At 64.9% G+C, this 17,098-nt stretch carries 17 protein-coding genes; 9 read left to right on the top strand and 8 right to left on the bottom strand.

Annotation, left to right across the window (positions count from 1 at the left end):
* Nucleotides 1-24: 24 nt before the first annotated feature.
* The 3 genes from A3AS_RS0106350 (at nucleotide 25) to A3AS_RS0106340 (ending at nucleotide 3,148) form a co-directional block, all read left to right on the top strand.
* On the top strand, nucleotides 25-1,002 hold the full coding sequence (locus A3AS_RS0106350) for a tripartite tricarboxylate transporter substrate binding protein (protein WP_018316760.1): 978 nt from the start codon (nucleotides 25-27) through the stop codon (nucleotides 1,000-1,002).
* Nucleotides 1,003-1,149: 147 nt separating this feature from the next.
* Complete coding sequence (locus A3AS_RS0106345; RefSeq protein ID WP_018316759.1) at nucleotides 1,150-1,635, top strand: tripartite tricarboxylate transporter TctB family protein; 486 nt, start codon at nucleotides 1,150-1,152, stop codon at nucleotides 1,633-1,635.
* A 4-nt stretch (nucleotides 1,636-1,639) separates the two neighbouring features.
* Entirely contained in the window at nucleotides 1,640-3,148 is a 1,509-nt protein-coding gene (locus tag A3AS_RS0106340; protein WP_018316758.1) for a tripartite tricarboxylate transporter permease, read from the top strand.
* Between the two features lie 135 nt (nucleotides 3,149-3,283).
* On the opposite strand, the gene A3AS_RS0106335 is transcribed toward A3AS_RS0106340, so the two are convergent.
* On the bottom strand, nucleotides 3,284-4,978 hold the full coding sequence (locus tag A3AS_RS0106335; protein WP_026201732.1) for a bifunctional diguanylate cyclase/phosphodiesterase: 1,695 nt from the start codon (nucleotides 4,976-4,978) through the stop codon (nucleotides 3,284-3,286).
* 223 nt (nucleotides 4,979-5,201) lie between these two features.
* On the opposite strand from A3AS_RS0106335, the gene A3AS_RS0106330 reads away from it, so the two are divergent.
* Nucleotides 5,202-5,462, top strand: coding sequence for a hypothetical protein (locus A3AS_RS0106330; protein ID WP_018316756.1), 261 nt, complete (start codon nucleotides 5,202-5,204; stop codon nucleotides 5,460-5,462).
* A 6-nt stretch (nucleotides 5,463-5,468) separates the two neighbouring features.
* On the opposite strand, the gene A3AS_RS0106325 is transcribed toward A3AS_RS0106330, so the two are convergent.
* The 3 genes from A3AS_RS0106325 to mtgA all read right to left on the bottom strand — a co-directional run bounded on the left by A3AS_RS0106325 (nucleotide 5,469) and on the right by mtgA (nucleotide 7,285).
* Nucleotides 5,469-6,116: a hypothetical protein gene (locus A3AS_RS0106325; RefSeq protein WP_018316755.1), complete on the bottom strand. Its 648-nt coding sequence runs from the start codon at nucleotides 6,114-6,116 to the stop codon at nucleotides 5,469-5,471.
* A 143-nt stretch (nucleotides 6,117-6,259) separates the two neighbouring features.
* On the bottom strand, nucleotides 6,260-6,442 hold the full coding sequence (gene rpmF, locus A3AS_RS0106320; protein ID WP_007598106.1) for a 50S ribosomal protein L32: 183 nt from the start codon (nucleotides 6,440-6,442) through the stop codon (nucleotides 6,260-6,262).
* 168 nt (nucleotides 6,443-6,610) lie between these two features.
* A complete protein-coding gene (gene mtgA / locus A3AS_RS0106315) occupies nucleotides 6,611-7,285 on the bottom strand; it encodes a monofunctional biosynthetic peptidoglycan transglycosylase (RefSeq protein WP_018316754.1) in 675 nt (224 codons plus the stop codon).
* A 161-nt stretch (nucleotides 7,286-7,446) separates the two neighbouring features.
* Here mtgA and A3AS_RS0106310 point away from each other — a divergent pair, with 161 nt between their 5' ends.
* Nucleotides 7,447-8,370, top strand: a complete 924-nt coding sequence (locus A3AS_RS0106310; RefSeq protein ID WP_018316753.1) for a polyprenyl synthetase family protein — start codon at nucleotides 7,447-7,449, stop codon at nucleotides 8,368-8,370.
* 9 nt (nucleotides 8,371-8,379) lie between these two features.
* The gene (locus A3AS_RS0106305; RefSeq protein WP_018316752.1) at nucleotides 8,380-9,072 is read left to right on the top strand and encodes a DUF1345 domain-containing protein; all 693 of its coding nucleotides are present in this window, start codon (nucleotides 8,380-8,382) and stop codon (nucleotides 9,070-9,072) included.
* Between the two features lie 44 nt (nucleotides 9,073-9,116).
* On the opposite strand, the gene A3AS_RS0106300 is transcribed toward A3AS_RS0106305, so the two are convergent.
* Both A3AS_RS0106300 and A3AS_RS0106295 read right to left on the bottom strand, forming a co-directional pair.
* Entirely contained in the window at nucleotides 9,117-10,931 is a 1,815-nt protein-coding gene (locus A3AS_RS0106300) for a caspase family protein (RefSeq protein WP_018316751.1), read from the bottom strand.
* 183 nt (nucleotides 10,932-11,114) lie between these two features.
* A complete protein-coding gene (locus A3AS_RS0106295; protein ID WP_018316750.1) occupies nucleotides 11,115-11,543 on the bottom strand; it encodes a GFA family protein in 429 nt (142 codons plus the stop codon).
* A 95-nt stretch (nucleotides 11,544-11,638) separates the two neighbouring features.
* Between A3AS_RS0106295 and A3AS_RS0106290 the strand changes: the two genes are divergently transcribed.
* From A3AS_RS0106290 to A3AS_RS0106280, 3 genes are all read left to right on the top strand, one after another.
* On the top strand, nucleotides 11,639-12,013 hold the full coding sequence (locus A3AS_RS0106290; RefSeq protein ID WP_018316749.1) for a nuclear transport factor 2 family protein: 375 nt from the start codon (nucleotides 11,639-11,641) through the stop codon (nucleotides 12,011-12,013).
* A 212-nt stretch (nucleotides 12,014-12,225) separates the two neighbouring features.
* Nucleotides 12,226-13,083, top strand: a complete 858-nt coding sequence (bla, locus tag A3AS_RS0106285) for a class A beta-lactamase (RefSeq protein ID WP_018316748.1) — start codon at nucleotides 12,226-12,228, stop codon at nucleotides 13,081-13,083.
* Nucleotides 13,084-13,131: 48 nt separating this feature from the next.
* Complete coding sequence (locus A3AS_RS0106280; protein ID WP_018316747.1) at nucleotides 13,132-14,739, top strand: Na+/H+ antiporter; 1,608 nt, start codon at nucleotides 13,132-13,134, stop codon at nucleotides 14,737-14,739.
* Nucleotides 14,740-14,877: 138 nt separating this feature from the next.
* Here the strand turns inward: A3AS_RS0106280 and A3AS_RS0106275 are convergent, their stop codons facing one another.
* Nucleotides 14,878-15,693 (bottom strand): N-acetylmuramoyl-L-alanine amidase, encoded by an 816-nt coding sequence (locus A3AS_RS0106275; RefSeq protein WP_018316746.1) that lies wholly within the window; start codon nucleotides 15,691-15,693, stop codon nucleotides 14,878-14,880.
* Nucleotides 15,694-15,696: 3 nt separating this feature from the next.
* On the bottom strand, nucleotides 15,697-17,034 hold the full coding sequence (locus tag A3AS_RS0106270; protein WP_018316745.1) for a Rieske 2Fe-2S domain-containing protein: 1,338 nt from the start codon (nucleotides 17,032-17,034) through the stop codon (nucleotides 15,697-15,699).
* Nucleotides 17,035-17,098: the final 64 nt, after the last annotated feature.

The raw sequence follows: 17,098 nt of genomic DNA, 5'->3' as shown, positions 1-17,098 counted from the left end.
GCCGCCGCGAGGGGAGGAGTTTCGATGCCGCGATACGGGCTGAAGACGATCGCATTTGCCGCGATGCATGCTGTCATGGGCGCATTGCTCTCGACTGCCGCAAGCGCGCAGGACTATCCCAGCAAGCCGATCACGCTGATCGTGCCATGGCCGGCCGGCGGATCGACCGATATCTCGATGCGCGCCATCGCCGACAGCGCCTCGAAGGTGCTGGGGCAGCCGATCGTGATCGACAACAAGGCCGGCGGCGGCGGCACGGTGGGCCCCGCGACCATGGCGGCGGCCGCGAAGCCGGACGGCTACACCATCTCGCAGATTCCGATCACCGTGTTCCGCCTGCCCTTGATGCAGGAAGTGTCGTGGGATCCGGCCAAGGACTTCACCTACATCATCCATCTCACCGGCTACACCTTCGGTGTGACCACCAGCGCGGAGTCGCAGTTCAAGAGCTGGAAGGACGTCGTGGAGTTCGCCAAGGCGAATCCGGGCAAGGTGACCTATGCCACGCCGGGCGCCGGCACCTCGCTGCATATCGGCATGGAGCAGATCGCCGGAATGTCCGGTATCAAGCTGACGCAAGTTCCTTTCAAGGGCGGCGCGGAGACCAACGCCGCGGTGCTGGGACAGCACACGATGCTTCAGGCGGACTCCACGGGATGGCGGCCGCTGGTCGACGCCGGCAAGCTGCGGCTGCTGATGGTGTGGACCGGCGCACGCTCGCCGAACTATCCCGATGCGCCGACGCTGAAGGAGCTCGGCTATCCCATGGTTTATGATTCCCCGTTCGGCATCGCCGGCCCGAAAGGCATGGATCCAAAGATCGTCGCCAAGCTGCACGATGCCTTCAAGAAGGCGGTCGAGGATCCCGCGGTGGTCGCGACGCTCGCCAAATACGACATGGTGCCGAACTACAAGAACACCGAGGACTACAAGAAGTTCGTCGTCGAGGTCACGGAGTCCGAGCGCAAGGTGATCGATACGCTCGGGCTCGCGAAGAAGTAGCTTGTCCCATCACACATGCTGACCTCATCCTGAGGTGCGAGCCGCGCTTGCGGCTCGCCTCGAAGGATGGATCGGGGCACCGTCGCCCTTCGAGGGCTACGCTGCGCTCCGCCACCTCAGGACGACGGTGATCTCAAGGCGCTTCACATGAACAACGACACCAACGTCAAACTCCGCCTCAGCAATTCCGAGCTCTGGGGCGGGCTGATCGGGCTCGCGCTGGGCGGATTCGTGATCTGGTCCGGCATGAAGCTCAAGCTCGGCACCATCAACGATCCCGGCTCCGGCTACGTGCTGTTCTACACGGGCATCCTGATGTGCGTGTTCGCAGGCGCCATCATCGTCTCGGCGCTCACCGAGGGCGCGCCGACGCTGGCCTCGCGCTGGGAGAATGTGCGCTGGAGCAAGCCGCTCCTGCTGATTGCCTGTCTCGTGGCATTCTCCATTGCGCTGGAACCACTCGGCTTCCTGCTGTCGTCGATCCCCCTGGTGCTGCTGCTGTTGCGGCTGATCGATCCCGTCCGCTGGACGCTGGCGATCCCGATCGCCGTCCTGGTGCCATCAGGCATGTGGTGGGTGCTCAAGCGGCTGCTGCTGATCCAGCTGCCCTCGGGCCTGTTCGGGATCGGCTGACCCTATGGATACGCTATTCAATGTCGCGCATGGGTTCGGCGTCGCGCTGCTGCCAGTCAACCTGCTCTACTGCTTCATCGGCGTCTTCATCGGCACCCTGGTCGGCGTGCTGCCGGGCATCGGGCCGATCTCGGCGATGTCGCTGCTTCTGCCCGTGACGCTGTCGGGCACGCCGGAATCCGGCATCATCATGATGGCCGGGATCTATTACGGCTCGATGTATGGCGGCTCGACCACCTCGATCCTGGTCAACATCCCCGGCGAGGCGGCCTCCGTCGTCACCTGCATCGACGGCCACCAGATGGCGAAGCAGGGACGCGCTGGCCCTGCACTCGGCATTTCCGCCTTCGGCTCCTTCATTGCCGGCACGTTCGCGCTGATCGCCTTGATGCTGGTGGCGCCGAAGCTCGCCAGCGTCGCCATCGCGTTCGGCCCGGCCGAATATTTCAGCCTGATGGTGCTCGGCCTCGTGGTGCTCACCTTCCTGACCCAGGGCTCGATGCCGAAGGCATTGCTGATGGCGTGCATCGGCGTCGTGCTCGGACTGATCGGGCTCGACAGCATCACGGCGCAGCCGCGTCTGACCTTCGGCCGCATGGAGCTGATCGACGGCATCGGGCTGGTGCCCGTCGTGATGGGCCTGTTCGGCGTTGCGGAGGTGCTGCTCAACACCGAGCAGGCGATCAAGCGCGACATCATCAACACCAAGATCACCCATCTGCTGCCCACCAGGGAGGACTGGAAGGCGAGCGCAGGTCCGGTCGGCCGCGGCACCATCCTCGGCTTCTTCCTCGGCATCCTGCCGGGCGGCGGCGCGGTGGTGGCGTCCTTTGCCTCCTACGCGCTGGAGAAGCGGCTGTCGAAGACGCCGGAGCGCTTCGGCCATGGCGCGATCGAAGGCGTTGCCGGACCGGAATCGGCGAACAACGCCGCGGCGGGCGGCGCCTTCATTCCGCTGATGACGCTCGGCATTCCGCCGAACGTGGTGATGGCGCTGCTGCTCGGCGCCTTCGTCATCCACGGCCTGCAGCCGGGACCGCTGCTGATCACGCAGAACCCCGGCCTGTTCTGGGGCATCGTCGCCAGCATGTATATCGGCAACGTCATGCTGCTGATCCTGAACCTGCCGATGATCGGCATGTGGGTGCAGCTGCTCAAGCTGCCGTACAACATCCTGTTCCCCCTGATCATCCTGTTCACGATCCTGGGCGTCTACTGCTCCAGCAACAACGTGTTCGACGTCTATGTGATGATCGCGTTCGGGATCATCGGCTATTTCATGCGCAAGCTCGGCTACGAGCCAGCGCCGCTTGTGCTGGCTTTCGTGCTGGGACCGATGATGGAGAACAATCTGCGCAAGTCACTGATCCTGTCGCAGGGCGATCTCTGGACCTTCGTACAGCGGCCGATCTCGGGGGTCTGTCTCGTGTTTGCCCTGGTGCTGCTGATCGCGCCGCTATTGCCGTCGCTGCGCAAGAAGCGCGAGCTGGTGGCGCTGGATGAGGGGGCGTGAAGTTTCGCAGGGTGGGCAAAGCGACTTGTCCGCCGTAGCTCGAAGAGCGAAGGCGGAAGCGTACCCACGATCTGTATCCATCACGGAGGAATGGTGGGCACGGCGCAAGTGCGCCTTTGCCCGCCCTACGAGACCTCAGCATGCAGCAGGAAGCGCACTATCCGTTGAAGTCCCCCAAGGACGCTCGCCAGACGCAAGCCCGATCAGGCGGCCCTGGATGTAGTCGCAGCCCCAATCGCGCAGCATGCTTGCGGCTTCCTCGTCCTGCACCCATTCGGCGACGGTCTTGATGTCGAGGCGGCGGGCGAGATCGATCAGGGTCTGCACGAAGGCGCGGTCGTCGGCGGAATGAGTGATGTTCTGCACGAACGCGCCATCGATCTTCACGATATCCACGCCGAGCTTGCGCAAGTTTCGGAACGAGGTGTAGCCGGCGCCGAAATCGTCGATGGCGATGCGGCTGCCGAAATGCTTGAGGCGGCCAACGAAGGCGCGGACGTCATCGATGTCCTGAATCGCGACCGTCTCGGTGATCTCGACGATCAGCCGCTCGGCAACGCCGGGATGGGCCTGCATCAGCGATTCGATGCCCGCCCACCAGTCCGGATCCATGGTCGTATCAGGCGAGATGTTGAGGCTGAGGCAGATGTCGGGCGCGGCGGCGAGCTCGGCGACCACGAGCTCCAGCACGCGATGATCGACCAGGCGGATCAGGCCGAGCCGCTCGGCGACCGGCACGATGTCGGGCGCGAGCAGCACCTGGCCGTCGCCCTGGTCCATCCGCACCAGGCATTCATGAAATGCGCGCTCGCGGGAGACGGCCGAGACCACCGGCTCATAGGCGAGCTTGATGCGGCGCTCGTTCAGCGCGGTGACGATCTCGTCGGTGACGCGGATGTTGACGCGGCGCTGCGCGTCGCGTGTGGCATCCGGACGCCATGCCGCGAACGAGCCGACGCGGCGGCGCTTGGCGGCATCCAGCGTCTCATGGGCGCGGTTGACGGCCTCGTCGGTGTTGCGGGCATAGCGCGGTACGCTGACCGCGCCGATCGAGGCGGTGACCGAGACCGGACCGGATTTGGTCGGCACCACCTCGTCGCGAACGCCGGCGAGGAAACGCTCGGCGGCGACATTCATGTCGTCGACGGTGCAGTTCTTCAGGATCAGGCCGAACTTGTTGCCGGAAAAGCGGCCGAGCACGTCGCCGCCACGCAGGCGCGAGCGGATGCGCTTGGCGATGTCGAGGATCACGGCGTCGGCAACGTCGAAGCCGAAGGCGTCGTTGACGCGGGCAAGATGGTCGATACCGACCAGCATGAAGGCCGCGGTCGAGCGGAAGCGGGTCGTCTCCTCGATCGCCTCGGCCAGCGCGGCAATCAGATGAGAGCGGTTGAGCTCGCCGGTCAGCGGATCGAGCCGGGCCAGCTTGGTCAGCTCCTCGTCACGGGCGTGGCGCTCATTGTTGATTCGGACCGAGCCGATCGCGCGCACCGGGCGGCCGTCGGGGCCGGCGAACCAGCGGCCGGTCTCCTCGATCCAAATCACGGGATCGGCGGCGCTCATGCGCACCCCGTACTCGACCCGGTAGGGCGTGCCGTCGGCACCATGCACGGCATAGGCTTGCGCCAGCGCGGCGCTCCGCAGCGTTGGCGAGGGCTCGATCAGCTTGGCAAATTCGGCCCCCGTCGCCAGCCGCTCGGCGGGAATGCCGGGAAAGACGCTGCCAACCTGGTCACCCCAGACGATCGCATCACTGCCAATGTCCCAGGCAAACACGGCCTGGCCGAGGGCGGCCAGGATGTCGGAGGCTTGCGGTAATGCGGGGATCAAAATCGCCTCGTTTCGGGACAGCGGGAAAGTCCTGAGCTGACACAGGATAGAGCTAGATTCGTCCCCAACCCTAGGCAAAGTTGATAAACAATTTGGAAACCACGTTTCTACAGGCCGGGGGAACCAAACCGGCCCGTCCGGCATAGGCCTTGCGAGTACTGACACGCACCCGGCACCAGCGTCCCGAAACGCGACAGGCTCTGCCGGATCAACGGTGATAGCGATGTTGAGTACCGATCGATCGGACGCGGCGGATAGCGGCACAGGCACGGCCCTGGTGCCGGTACTGCCGATTTTGCAATGGGTCCACAAGACGCCGTTGCCGCGCCCCGATCCCAGCTTCGTCGCCCAGCTGATCGCCAATGCCGAACATCTGCCCCAGGCGAGCCGGCTGCGCCGCGCCTCTTCCGAAGATGCGCAGACGGCCTATGGCGACAAGCGCCCGCTGCAAAGCGTCAGCGCGCGCACGCGGCAGGTGGCTTGAGATCGGTCAGCGCGGCGGCGTGTCGGGGGACGGAGGCGTGCCGTCGCCCGGCTGCAAATGCGGCGAGGGGACTTCCGGCGAGGGCGTGCTCTGCACCGGCTTCGGCGCGGGAGGATCCATCAGCACGGATTCGGCGACCGACTGTGCCGAGGGCGCGGGCGGTGCCGCCGGTGCTGCGATCGGCGCGGACACCGGTTCGAACTTGGGCTCGGCCACGGCATCCGGAGCTTCCACCTGACGCTTGGCCTTGCGTGGCGCCGGCACCGTTGTCTCGGCGACATAGGTGACGCGGCGGCGCGTGCGCTGGGCAATACCGCCGAGGAAATCGGCCATCGCGAGCAGCACCAGCAGGAAATAGGTCGAGTTGCCGAATTTGGGCCACATCACGAATTCGGCCGCGGCCGCGCCAAACAGGATCAGTGACAGCAGATGATCCATCAGGAATTTCGAGCCCGGCCGCGCGCCCTTCACCACTTCGAGCAGCAGCAGCACGATACCGAGCGCCAGCATCACGTCGGCGAGCGTGACCGGCCAGGTCTCGCCCGACACCATCGGCACCTTGAACAGCACATCCGTGAAGGACACGGTCGGCATCAGGAAGGCGATGATGTTGTAGACCGCGAGCGGAATCAGAAGCAGCGGGAAACCGACCATCGGCGAAATGCCTTCTCGATCAAGATATCCAGACAGGACAATGCGGCGGCGAAGCATTAGCTCCGCCGCCGCCACTGTCATATCTCATGGGTTGGCCGAAATCAGGCAGGTGCAATCATCCCGCCTGGAGAAAGGTCCTTAACTCAGGACTCTTTCTTCTTCAGGACCTGACGGCCCTTGTACATGCCGGTCTTGAGGTCGAGATGGTGCGGACGACGCAGCTCGCCGGAGTCCTTGTCTTCCACATAGGTCGGCTTCTTGATGGCGTCTGCCGAGCGGCGCATGCCACGGCGCGACGGCGAGGTTTTTCTTCTCGGAACGGCCATTTCAATATCCTCTAGGGATTGGTGTTATCAGGGCATCGTCCGCGAGGGACGGCTCAGCACCCGCAATCCGAGGCGAGCTGAATGCCGATCAAGGTCGCGCTTATAGAGGAAGGCTGGCTGCAAAGCTAGGCTCTTGGGCCGGAAAATGCGCCCGAAAAGAGCCCAAAATCAGCGATTTTCCCGCCAGCAGGTCGCAAGCGAAGAGGCCTGCGCCCTTGCCACATAGGTCCCTGCCAGCCGCCGGACGCCCGGACCGGGGGTTTTGGCGCTGCGTTTGACCGGATTCGGCAGGATCGAGGCCAGAAGGGCCGCCTCACGCGGAGAGAGGGCGGCGGCCGATTTGCCGAAGGCATAGGCGCTGGCCGCCCCCACCCCGAACTGGCCCTGCGGGCCGAGCTCGGCGATGTTGAGATAAATCTCCAGGATCCGCGGCTTGGGCAGGACGAGATCGATCCAGAGCGCCAGCGGGAATTCCAGCGCCTTGCGGACGAAATCCCGCCCCTGCCAGAGGAACAGGTTTTTTGCGACCTGCTGGGTAATGGTGGAGGCGCCCCGGAACGGCGTGCCGTCCTCCTGCGCGTCATCGATCGCCTCGCGCAGCGCCCCCCAATCGATGCCCTGATGCTTGCAGAAATGTGCGTCCTCAGCCGCCACCACCGCGCGCGGCAGATAGGGCGACATCGCCGCCAGATCGATCCATTCCCGCTGCATTGGCGCGCCGCGAAGCGAACGCCACGCCATCAGTGTCGAACCCGGATGGCCGGTTCGGTAGAACGGCGCGATCACATAGGGCGCGAGAATGACGACCGCGAGCGCTACCAGCAGGATTTTGACGATGCGCAAATCGACCTTTCCGGCATGGAACGAAACGCGGCCACGGCTCTCGCCATTAAGTCTGTGATAATTCGGGCCTTTTCCAGCACTTTTTAGGCCTTCCAAACGATTGACTGGGGCGGGCGCATAAAGGATTGTCCCGCCGAATTTTAGTTCTGGAGCCCTTCTTGATGACCGGCACGTCCCCGTCCGATTTCGCCAAGCGTCTGGACAAGACCGCTGATGACACCGAGGCCCTGCTCGGGCGCCTGTTGTCGGACGACATCCTGCACGATGAGATCGCCCGGCCCAAGCGACTGATGGACGCAATGCGCTACTCGAGCCTGAACGGCGGCAAGCGTCTGCGCCCGTTCCTGGTGGTCGAGAGCGCGGCCGTGTTCGGTGTTCCCCGTGAAGCCGCGTTGCTGGTCGGCGCCGCGCTCGAATGCATCCACTGCTATTCGCTGATCCACGACGATCTGCCCGCCATGGACAATTCGGACCTGCGCCGCGGCCGCCCCACCCTGCACAAGCAGACCGATGACGCGACCGCGATCCTCGCCGGCGACGGTCTGCTGACGCTGGCCTTCGACATCGTCACCCGTGACGAAATCCATCGCGACGCCAATGTGCGGCTGCTGCTGACGCGCGCGCTGGCGCGCTGCGCCGGCATCGGCGGCATGGTCGGCGGCCAGATCCTCGACCTCGCCGGCGAAGGCCGCTTTGGCGGCAACGAGCCGATCGATGTCGCCCGCATTCAGCAGATGAAGACCGGCGCGCTCTTGCGTTACGGCTGCATCGCCGGTGCGATCCTTGGCCAGGCCTCGCAGAAAGAATATCAGGCACTCGACGATTACGGCCGCGCGCTCGGCGAAGCCTTCCAGATCGCCGATGATCTGCTCGATGTCGAGGGCGATGCGGCGGCCCTCGGCAAGCCGGCCGGCGCCGATGCCGCGCTCGGCAAGACCACCTTCGTCACCCAGCTCGGCATCGAAGGCGCCAAGCAGCGCGTGCGCGACCTGCTCGCCCGGGCCGACAGCGCGGTCTCGATCTTCGGCGATCGCGCCGCCGTGCTGCAGGCCGCCGCGCGGTTTGTCGCCGAGCGGAAGAGCTGACACGCATCGATGGCGGCCGAGGGCAAAGAAGATCCCGTCCTCGTCCGCTTCCGCCAGATGTCGCGGCCGATGCGGCTGCTTTACGCGCGGCCGCGGACCTTCATCGCGCTCGCGGCTGGCGTCCTGGTCTGTCTGCTGCTGCCGGGCTCGCACCGGCTGGTGACACGGCTCCTGTTCGGCTGGGATGCGCTGATCGCGGTCTATCTCGTGCTGGTCTACGCAATGATGCTTTGCAACGACCATCACCATATCCGGCGCGCCGCCGCGATGCAGGACGACGGCCGTTTCGTGATCCTGCTGGTGACGGCGACCGGCGCCTTCGCCAGCATCGCCGCGATCGTCTCAGAACTCGGCACACCGCATCGGGGCGTGTTGGAGCTGACCATCGCAATCAGCACCATCGCCATGTCATGGGCCGCCGTGCACACGACCTTCGCGCTGCACTACGCGCATGATTATTATCGGAACGCCAAGCCGGGCGGCCTTCAGTTCCCGAGCGGCGACAAGGAAGACCACGCCGACTACTGGGACTTCGTCTATTTCTCGTTCGTGATCGGCATGACCGCGCAGGTCTCCGACGTCGGCATCACCGACAAGACGATCCGCCGCACGGCCACGGCGCACGGGATCGTATCGTTCATCTACAACACGGCCTTGCTGGCACTGACGGTCAACATCGCGGCGAGCGCGATTGCGACCTGACGTCGTCCCGGGCTTTCGGGACGACGACCTGGATCATGCATGCCCTAACGACACACCTCGGCATTGGCATCGTTGCCGGGGCCGCCGCCGCCGCGATATTCGAGGTGGCAACCGCGGCTGACCGGGCGGCAGCCGGTGCTATTGCAGATGACTTGCCCGCCACCTGCGGCGCGACCGGCGCCGGCAGCGGCCGCAATGCCGGCCGCGGCACCATAGCCGCCTGCCGCGCCGCCGGCCTGAGGACGCTGCCGGGCGGGACGTTCATCACCGTCATCGCGCTTCGCCGTTGCAGGCTTGGCCGGCTTGGCGGCGCGCTTCTTCTCGCACTCATTGTCGTCGTTGACCGCATAGCCCTCACGGCAGACGATCTTGGTGCACTTGTCGCCATCGGCCTTGAAGCCGTGCTCGCAGACCAGCGGGCAGACGCGTGACGGCTTGGCCTTGACCGCATCCAGCGCGTCCGTGCTCGCCACCTTCACGTCGAGCTTGGTGCCGGCATAGCGGTTGAACTGCGACAGCGAGCGCTGCGAGGATGTGCTCCAATTGCCGTCGGCAGTGCCCGAGAAGCAGCCGACGCGGCCGAGCTCGGTCTGCACCGAACGGCTGAGATCCGCCGGCGCGGTCGCCGGCGTCAGAGAGGCAACGTTGGTGCCGGCGGGGCTCGCGGTGCTGGCCGGCGCCGCGCTCGGGGCCGCAGCGGCGAGATTGACGCGCTGCTGCTCGGCGGCAGCTGCCTGCTGTTGCGCCTGCTCCTTGGCCTTCTGCGCAGCGAGCTGCGCCTGCTCGGCGGCCTTCGCATCGGCCGCGGCTTTGGCCTGCGCATCCTTCTGTGCGCCGAGGGCGGCAAGACGATCGCGTTCTGCCTCGGCCTGTTTCGCCTTCTCGGTGGCAGCCGCATGGGCCTGCTCGGCACCGATTTTCTCGACCTGAAGCTTGGCGAGGCTCGCATAGAAGCCATCGGGATGCTGGGCGAGGAAAGCGGCCCACGCCGCCTTGTTGCCGACCTGGAGCGCGAGCTCGTAATCGCGGCGGATATCGGCCTGCGGGTTCGGCGCGGGCGCAACCGTTGCTGCGGCCGTCACCTTGACCGGAACCAGCGGCACGTCCTCGCCACCGAGCGAGCCGTAGACGAACGGCTCCTGCTTGTTGCCGGTCGACTTGAGCACGTCGTCGCGCACGAAGCCGAAGGCACGGCGGACGTCGAGGCCCGGCGTCGTCAGATGCTTCGACAGCGCCACCGTAAAGGGGCTGTTGGCGCCGTCGCCGTCCTGAGCGGTGAAGCCGGCCTTCGCCGAATAGGCGATCAGCGTATTGGGGCTGGTCGGCTCGACCTGGGCGAGGCCCCGGCCGATACCGCGCGCGGCCACCGTGCGCTTCATGGTCTTGCCGAACGGATTGTCGCGGCAGGCATCCAGGATCACCAGCCGAAGCTGTTTGGCCGGTTCGACGGCGACCAGGACGCGGTCGAGCGAGAGCGCCTCGTCATAGACGTCGGTGTCGCGCTCAAGCTTGGCGTCGACCGGTATCAGATAATTCGAACCCTCGACCTCGATGCCGTGACCGGCATAGTAGACCACGGCGATGTCGGCATTGCGGGTCGCATCGGCAAAATCGCGCAGCACGCGCCGCGTATCCAGGGCCGACAGGTCGTGCCGGAAATCGACGCTGTTGAAGCCGGCCTCCTTCAGCGTCTTCGCCATCACCGCACCGTCATTGACGGGATTGGTGAGCGACGGCGCGTGCTGATAGGCCGAATTGGCGATCACCAGCGCGACGCGGTTGCCGGCAAAAGCGGGATCCGTGCCGAACAACAGCACGGCGGCGAGGAGAAGCGGGCAGAGTCTGAGCAGGCTGCGCATGACACGACTTCCGAAGTTCGGGACGTTTCGGTACCCCTTGGGACCGCTTTAGCAGGATCCGGTGCCGGCGCTTGTGATGGAGGTCACCAAGGCCGCGCCGGCGACAGCCCGAAGGACCCCCTTTGTTTGTCGCGCCAGCGCGGTCACGGTTCGCTGCCAAACAGGCAAGCAGACCGAATTCCCCTAGGGATCGCCGATATGCCCCCGATATTGCGGCAGATTATCCGTAATTTCGTGCCAGGGCGCCTTCGAGGCCACGAAGATGTGGGCGCTCGGCCGGATCGAGGGGGCATCAACCAGGGTTCCCATGGCGACATGGACCCATTGTCCTTCACGTACCCGGGAATAAAGCAGCGAGCCGCACCGGGAGCAATGGGCGTCATGGGTGGTGTCGTCGCCGAAAATCATCCGCTGGTCCCCTCCCCGGACAATGCGGAGCTCGTCCTGCGCGATGCCGGCGAAGGGCTTGAAGGCGGAGCCGGTGGTGCGACGGCAGTTCGAACAGTGGCAGTTCATCGCATAGGAGAACGCGTCGGCCACCTCAAACCGCACGGCGCGGCAGTAGCATTCGCCGATCAGGATACGAGCGTTCGAAGTTTCTGATCCGGTCATTCCAGCGTCCTTGCGCGATTGGCAAGAGACGCCCATAGCGCATTTCGATGTGTACGACTAAGTTCCGCCCAAGCCATCATGCAAAAGGATGACCTATGAACCAGAACCGTTCGAGTGTCGAAGCCGTCGTGCAATCCTATTTCGACGGGCTTTACGAGGGCGACGCCGAGAAGCTCGGCACCATCTTCCATCCCTCCGCTGACTTGCGCTGGGTCGAGAAGGGCGAGCTCCAGGTCCTGACCGTACCCGACTGGCTCGACCGCGTCCGCAAGCGCGCCTCCGCCAAGGCCGAAGGCAAGCCGCGCGAGGATTTCATCGTCACCATCGACCGTTCGGACGACAAGACCGCCTTCATCAAGGTCCGTTGCCAACTGCCGCCACGTTTCTTCACCGATTATCTGGTGGCGATGAAGCTCGCCGACGGCTGGCAGATCGTGTCGAAATCGTATCGGTATGACCTGAGGGAGTGAGGAGGGCCTGACGTCCCGCTGCCTGAATTCGGACGCGCTCGCCCTCCATTCTGCACCATTGCAAGCACAACTCTCGGCGCGCGAGGAGCTCTTGCGACGAAGCAATCCGGAATCTCTCCGCGGAGAGATTCTGGATTGCTTCGCTGCGCTCGCAATGACGGCGCGGATGACGCGTGCGTAATCTCTTCCATCTCTTCTCATGAAAGCTCCCCATGCCGCTCGATCGCCGTTCCCTGCTCGCCTCTCTCTGCTGGATCGCCGCCTCTCCTGCGTCGGCCGCTGAGGCACCGCCTGAGCTCGAAACCTATGAACGTGAGAGCGGAGGACGGATCGGGGTCTATGCAGAGAACCTTGCGACCGGCAAAAAGCTCGCCTGGCGCGCCGACGAGCGCTTCGTCATGTGCTCGACCTTCAAGGCCTCGCTTGCGGCTTGCATGCTGGCCCGGGTCGACCGCGGCGAGGACCAGCTTGCGGCCATGATCGCTTACGGCAAGCCCGACCTCTTGGACTACGCGCCGGTCGCCAAACAGAATCTTGCGGCCGGCGCGATGTCGGTCAGCGACATGTGCAAGGCGATCGTCGAGCTCAGCGACAATACCTGCGCCAATCTGCTGCTGGCGCGGATCGGCGGACCCGCCGCCCTCACCGCCTTCTGGCGATCGCTCGGCGACACCACCTCCCGGCTCGACCACAACGAGCCAGAACTCAACCGCTCGCCGCCGGGCAATCCCCACGACACCACGACGCCGTCAGCAATGGCGGGAAATTTGCAGCGCCTGGTGGTGGGCGAAGCGCTGTCGCCAGCCTCGCGGGCCCTGCTCACCGACTGGATGGTGAACTGCAAGACTGGCGCGAACCGGCTGCGCGGCGGCCTGCCCGCAAGCTGGACCATCGGCGACAAGACCGGCAACAACGGCAAGGACGCTTCGGGTGATATCGCGGTCGCCTGGCCCAAGCCCGGGACGCCGATCCTGATCGCGGTCTATACCCAGGGCGGCACGCCGAATCCGACGCAGATCGAAGCCGCCTTTGCACGCATCGGGCGGATGGTGGCCGAGCGGCTGGCGTAAGCCGCGCACATTGACGTAGCCGTCGCTTCCGGGTCAAGACAGACTATCATGGAAGCGAAGTTTCAGACCTTTCTCATCCTGCTCGCCGTGCTGGCAGGCGTGGCGCTGGCCGCACGCCGCTTCAACGTCGCCCCCGCCATCCTGCTGATGCTGGCCGGCGTCGGCCTCGCCTTCGTGCCTGGCATGCCCCCGGTGGAATTGCCTCCCGAGCTGGTGCTGCTGATGGTGCTGCCGCCGCTGATCTACTCGGCGAGCGTCGCCATGAGCTGGCGTGAGTTCAAGAACAATTTGCGCCCGATCGTGCTGCTCGCGGTTGGCGCGGTGATCTTCACCGCAGCGATGGTGGCGGCCGCCACGCACTACATGATCGGCCTGCCCTGGACCATCGGCTTCCTGCTCGGCGCCATCGTCGCGCCGCCCGACGTGGTGGCACCGCTCGCGATCGCGCGCCGGCTCAACATGCCGCGGCGGCTCCTCGTCATCCTCGAGGGTGAAGGGCTCGCCAATGATGCCACCGCGCTGATCCTCTACCGCTTCGCGCTGGCCGCCATCATGGTCGGACATTTCTCGCTGCCGCTCGCCGCCGGCGAATTCCTCCTCATTGTCGCCAGCGAGATCGCCTTCGGCATCGGCGTCGGTTGGCTCTCCCTTCGCTTCCGCAAATGGTCCGGAGATCCGCAGGTCGAGCTGACGCTGTCGCTGATCACCCCCTACGTCTCCTACTGGCTGCCCGAGCATATCGGTGGCTCCGGAGTGATCGCGACGGTGGCCTGCGGCCTCTATGTGAGCTGGAACGGCCCGCTGCTGATCTCGTCGGCAACGCGCCTGCAGGGCATCTTCTTCTGGGACCTCGTGATCTACCTGATCGAGGGCGTGCTGTTCCTGCTCACCGGATTCCAGATGCGCGCGCTCTACGAGAAATCGAAGGCGTTCCCGCTCGACGACATCCTGATCGCAACTGCCGTGGTCCTGGTGATCGTCGTGGTCGCGCGCTTCGCCTGGCTCTATCCTGCAACCTATCTGCCGCGCATGCTCAGCAAATCGCTGCGCCAGCGCGATCCGTCGCCACCCTGGCAATGGCCGTTCGTGCTCGCCTTCACCGGCGTGCGCGGCGCGGTGTCGCTGGCGGCCGCGCTGGCACTGCCGTTCACGCTGCCGGATGGCGATGCATTTCCGTATCGCGACCTGATCCTGTTCGTGGCCTTCGGCGTCATCTTCGTCACGCTGATCGGCGTCGGGCTGACGCTGCCGCCGGTGGTGAGATGGCTCGGCGTCGCCGAGGCCGGCCGTAACGAGCATGCCGCCGAGCACGAAGCCGAGATCGCCGCGCGCCGTCAGGCGCTGGATGCAGCGCTGAAATCGCTCGACGCGCTGACCGAGGAGAAGGAGGTGTCCGACGAAGTGATGCGGCTCCTGCGTGCCCGCCACGACATCCGCGTCAACCAACTGCCTGATTCACTCGATCCCACCCACCACGACGTCTCCGCCGCCGGTACCGCGCTGACCCGCGACCTGATCGCCGCCGAACGCAAATTCATTCACAACCTGCTGCGCGACGGCCAGATCACCGACGAGACGCGGCGGCGAATCGAGCGCGACCTGGATCTGGAGGAAGCGAGCCTGGCGAACCGGGAGTATCGGCGGACGCCGCTGTAGCCTCCCGTCATTGCGAGGAGCCGTTGCGACGAAGCAATCCAGACCGCCTCCACGGAAAGACTCTGGATTGCTTCGCGGAGCCTGTCCTCGGGCCGCGCTAGGCGCGGACCCGTTGGCTCGCAATGACGGCGGGAGCAATTACCGCCTTGCGCAAAACTCCGCTATGGCGGACGCCACGGCCGCCGCAATCGTTTCATGCCGCTCGGGTGCGTTCATCGCCATTTCCTCGTCGCGGTTGATGATGGAGCCGGCCTCGAGCAGCACTGCGGCACTGCTGGTCCGCGACAGGACGACGAGCCCGTCATAGCGGTAGACGCCGACGTCCTTGTCGAGCAACTGGCGCCGGTAACGGCCCATCAGCGGCAAAGTGTATTGGCTGGCATAGTGCAGGCCTTGCTCCTTCAACTGCCTGCCGATCATCCGGGCCAGCATCAGGCTGGTGGCGAAGTGCGAATTCCGCTGCGACACGAACAGCGAGTGGCCCGAAAAGCGATCGCTGAAATAGCTCTTCGCACCATCGAATTCCCAGGTCTCGAGCAGCTTGTCCGGCACCGAATCATGATGGATCGACAGGAAGAGATCGGCGTGCGACCCATTGGCGCTGCCGACACGTTTAAACAGGCTGGGCCTAGCCTTGCCGTCCGTGACGAGCAGACGTGTTGCGGCAAAGCCTTCGGACTTGAGTTTCGCCGTGATGAGTCTTGCGAGACGGAAGTTGAAGCCGAACTCCGGATCGTTGCGCGCGCTCAACGCGCCGTAGGAGTCCGGCGTATGCCCGACATCCACGACGATCCGGAATTTCGGCATCTCACATTTGGCCGGCGCGGGCGAAGGCTTGAGCCTTGCTTTCGCGACCTTTCGGGCCGGGGCAGCCTGCCCCGCATCGATGGACGGAAGCAATAACGCGACCAGCGACACCAGGAGAATTGCGACGATGTCCCGCCCTGACGACAAATCCTACTCCGCTGCCGCGATGCGTGGCCGGCCGACGAAGCCCGCGACATCGCCGAATCGTTCGAGCATGACCGCGGGTAGATCCTTCGACTTGCTGGTGACGCAGGCGCCGGAGCGCACCGCATAGCGATCCTGATGCGCCGCCTGCGGGGGCGGCTCACCCTGCTGCAGCGCCCGCGCCAGATCCATCACCACTTTACGAAAATGCATGATGCCGAGATCGGTCGGCCCGAGATGCTCGCGGGTGCGGTCGGCGATCGGCCCCTGGCTGTCCTGCACGGCGGCGTCCTGCTCGGAGACACCCTTAATGCCGGTGTAGCTCCTGGTCTTCTGCAGCTTGCGATCGATCAGATAGTCGTTGCCCTTATGGCGCAGCGGCACGTAATTGTCGTCGACCTCCGCGATCACGCCGTTGCCGCGGTCGTAGGCGTCGCGCTCCGCTTGCGACAACGGCCGCTCCGGATTCCAGGCATAGGTGTAGATCCAGCAATTGGTGTCGGTCACAGGCACGAAGGTCTGGCCAAAAATGCTCTCGCCCGGCATCGCGCTCGGCGCGTAGGCGTGGAATGGCATCAGGAATTGCGCGATGCGCCAGTAGATGCTGTCGCTGCCGGTGAGCCGGCCACCGGCAATGGTCAGTCCGGCCTCGTGCGGGCTGATCTTGATCACCGGCCGCGGGTCTTCCGCGATCCAGCGCATGTGATCGCTCGACATCCGCGCGATCGGATTCACAAAGTGCTTCTTGATGTCCAGGATCTCGTTCTCCTCCTTGTCGAAGGAGAGATGGGCAAAGGTGAAATGCGCGGTGTCGATCGAGCCTTCCAGCGCCTGCACCCAGTTGCAGTCCTGCCATTTCTTGCTGACGTAGCGGTGCGAGGCCGGCAGCAGCGCCATTTCGAGATCGGGCAGCTCGGGCATGGCCTCGATCGGACCCATATAGGCCCAGATCATCTCGCCCCATTCGCGCACCGGATAGGACTTGATGCGGATCAGGTCCTTGGCGTTGAGATCGGGATAGGAGGTCGGCATGTCGACGCAGCGGCCGTCGGTGTTGAACTTCCAGCCGTGATAGACGCAGCGGATGCCGCATTCCTCGTTTCGCCCCAGCCAGAGATTGGCGCCGCGATGCGGGCAATATTGGTCGATGACGCCGACGACGCCGCGCGTGTCGCGGAAGGCAAGCAGTTCCTCGCCGAGCACGGTGATCTTCTTCGGCTCGCCGTCTGGTTCGGGGAGTTCTTCGGACAGCAGGACGGGAATCCAGAAGCGGCGCAGCAATTCGCCCATGCCTGTTCCAGGGCCGGCCTCGGTCAGGAATTTGTTGTCCTCGGCGCGGAGCATGGCTGATCCTCCCGAATATTTTCGGGAAGATTGGCGCGGACGCGGGAAGACGTCAACGCAAGAA

The organism is Bradyrhizobium sp. WSM2793, from assembly GCF_000379585.1.
GTDB lineage: Bacteria > Pseudomonadota > Alphaproteobacteria > Rhizobiales > Xanthobacteraceae > Bradyrhizobium.
The sequence above is the reverse complement of the archived record's forward strand: the minus strand, read 5'-3'. Positions and strand labels throughout refer to the sequence as shown.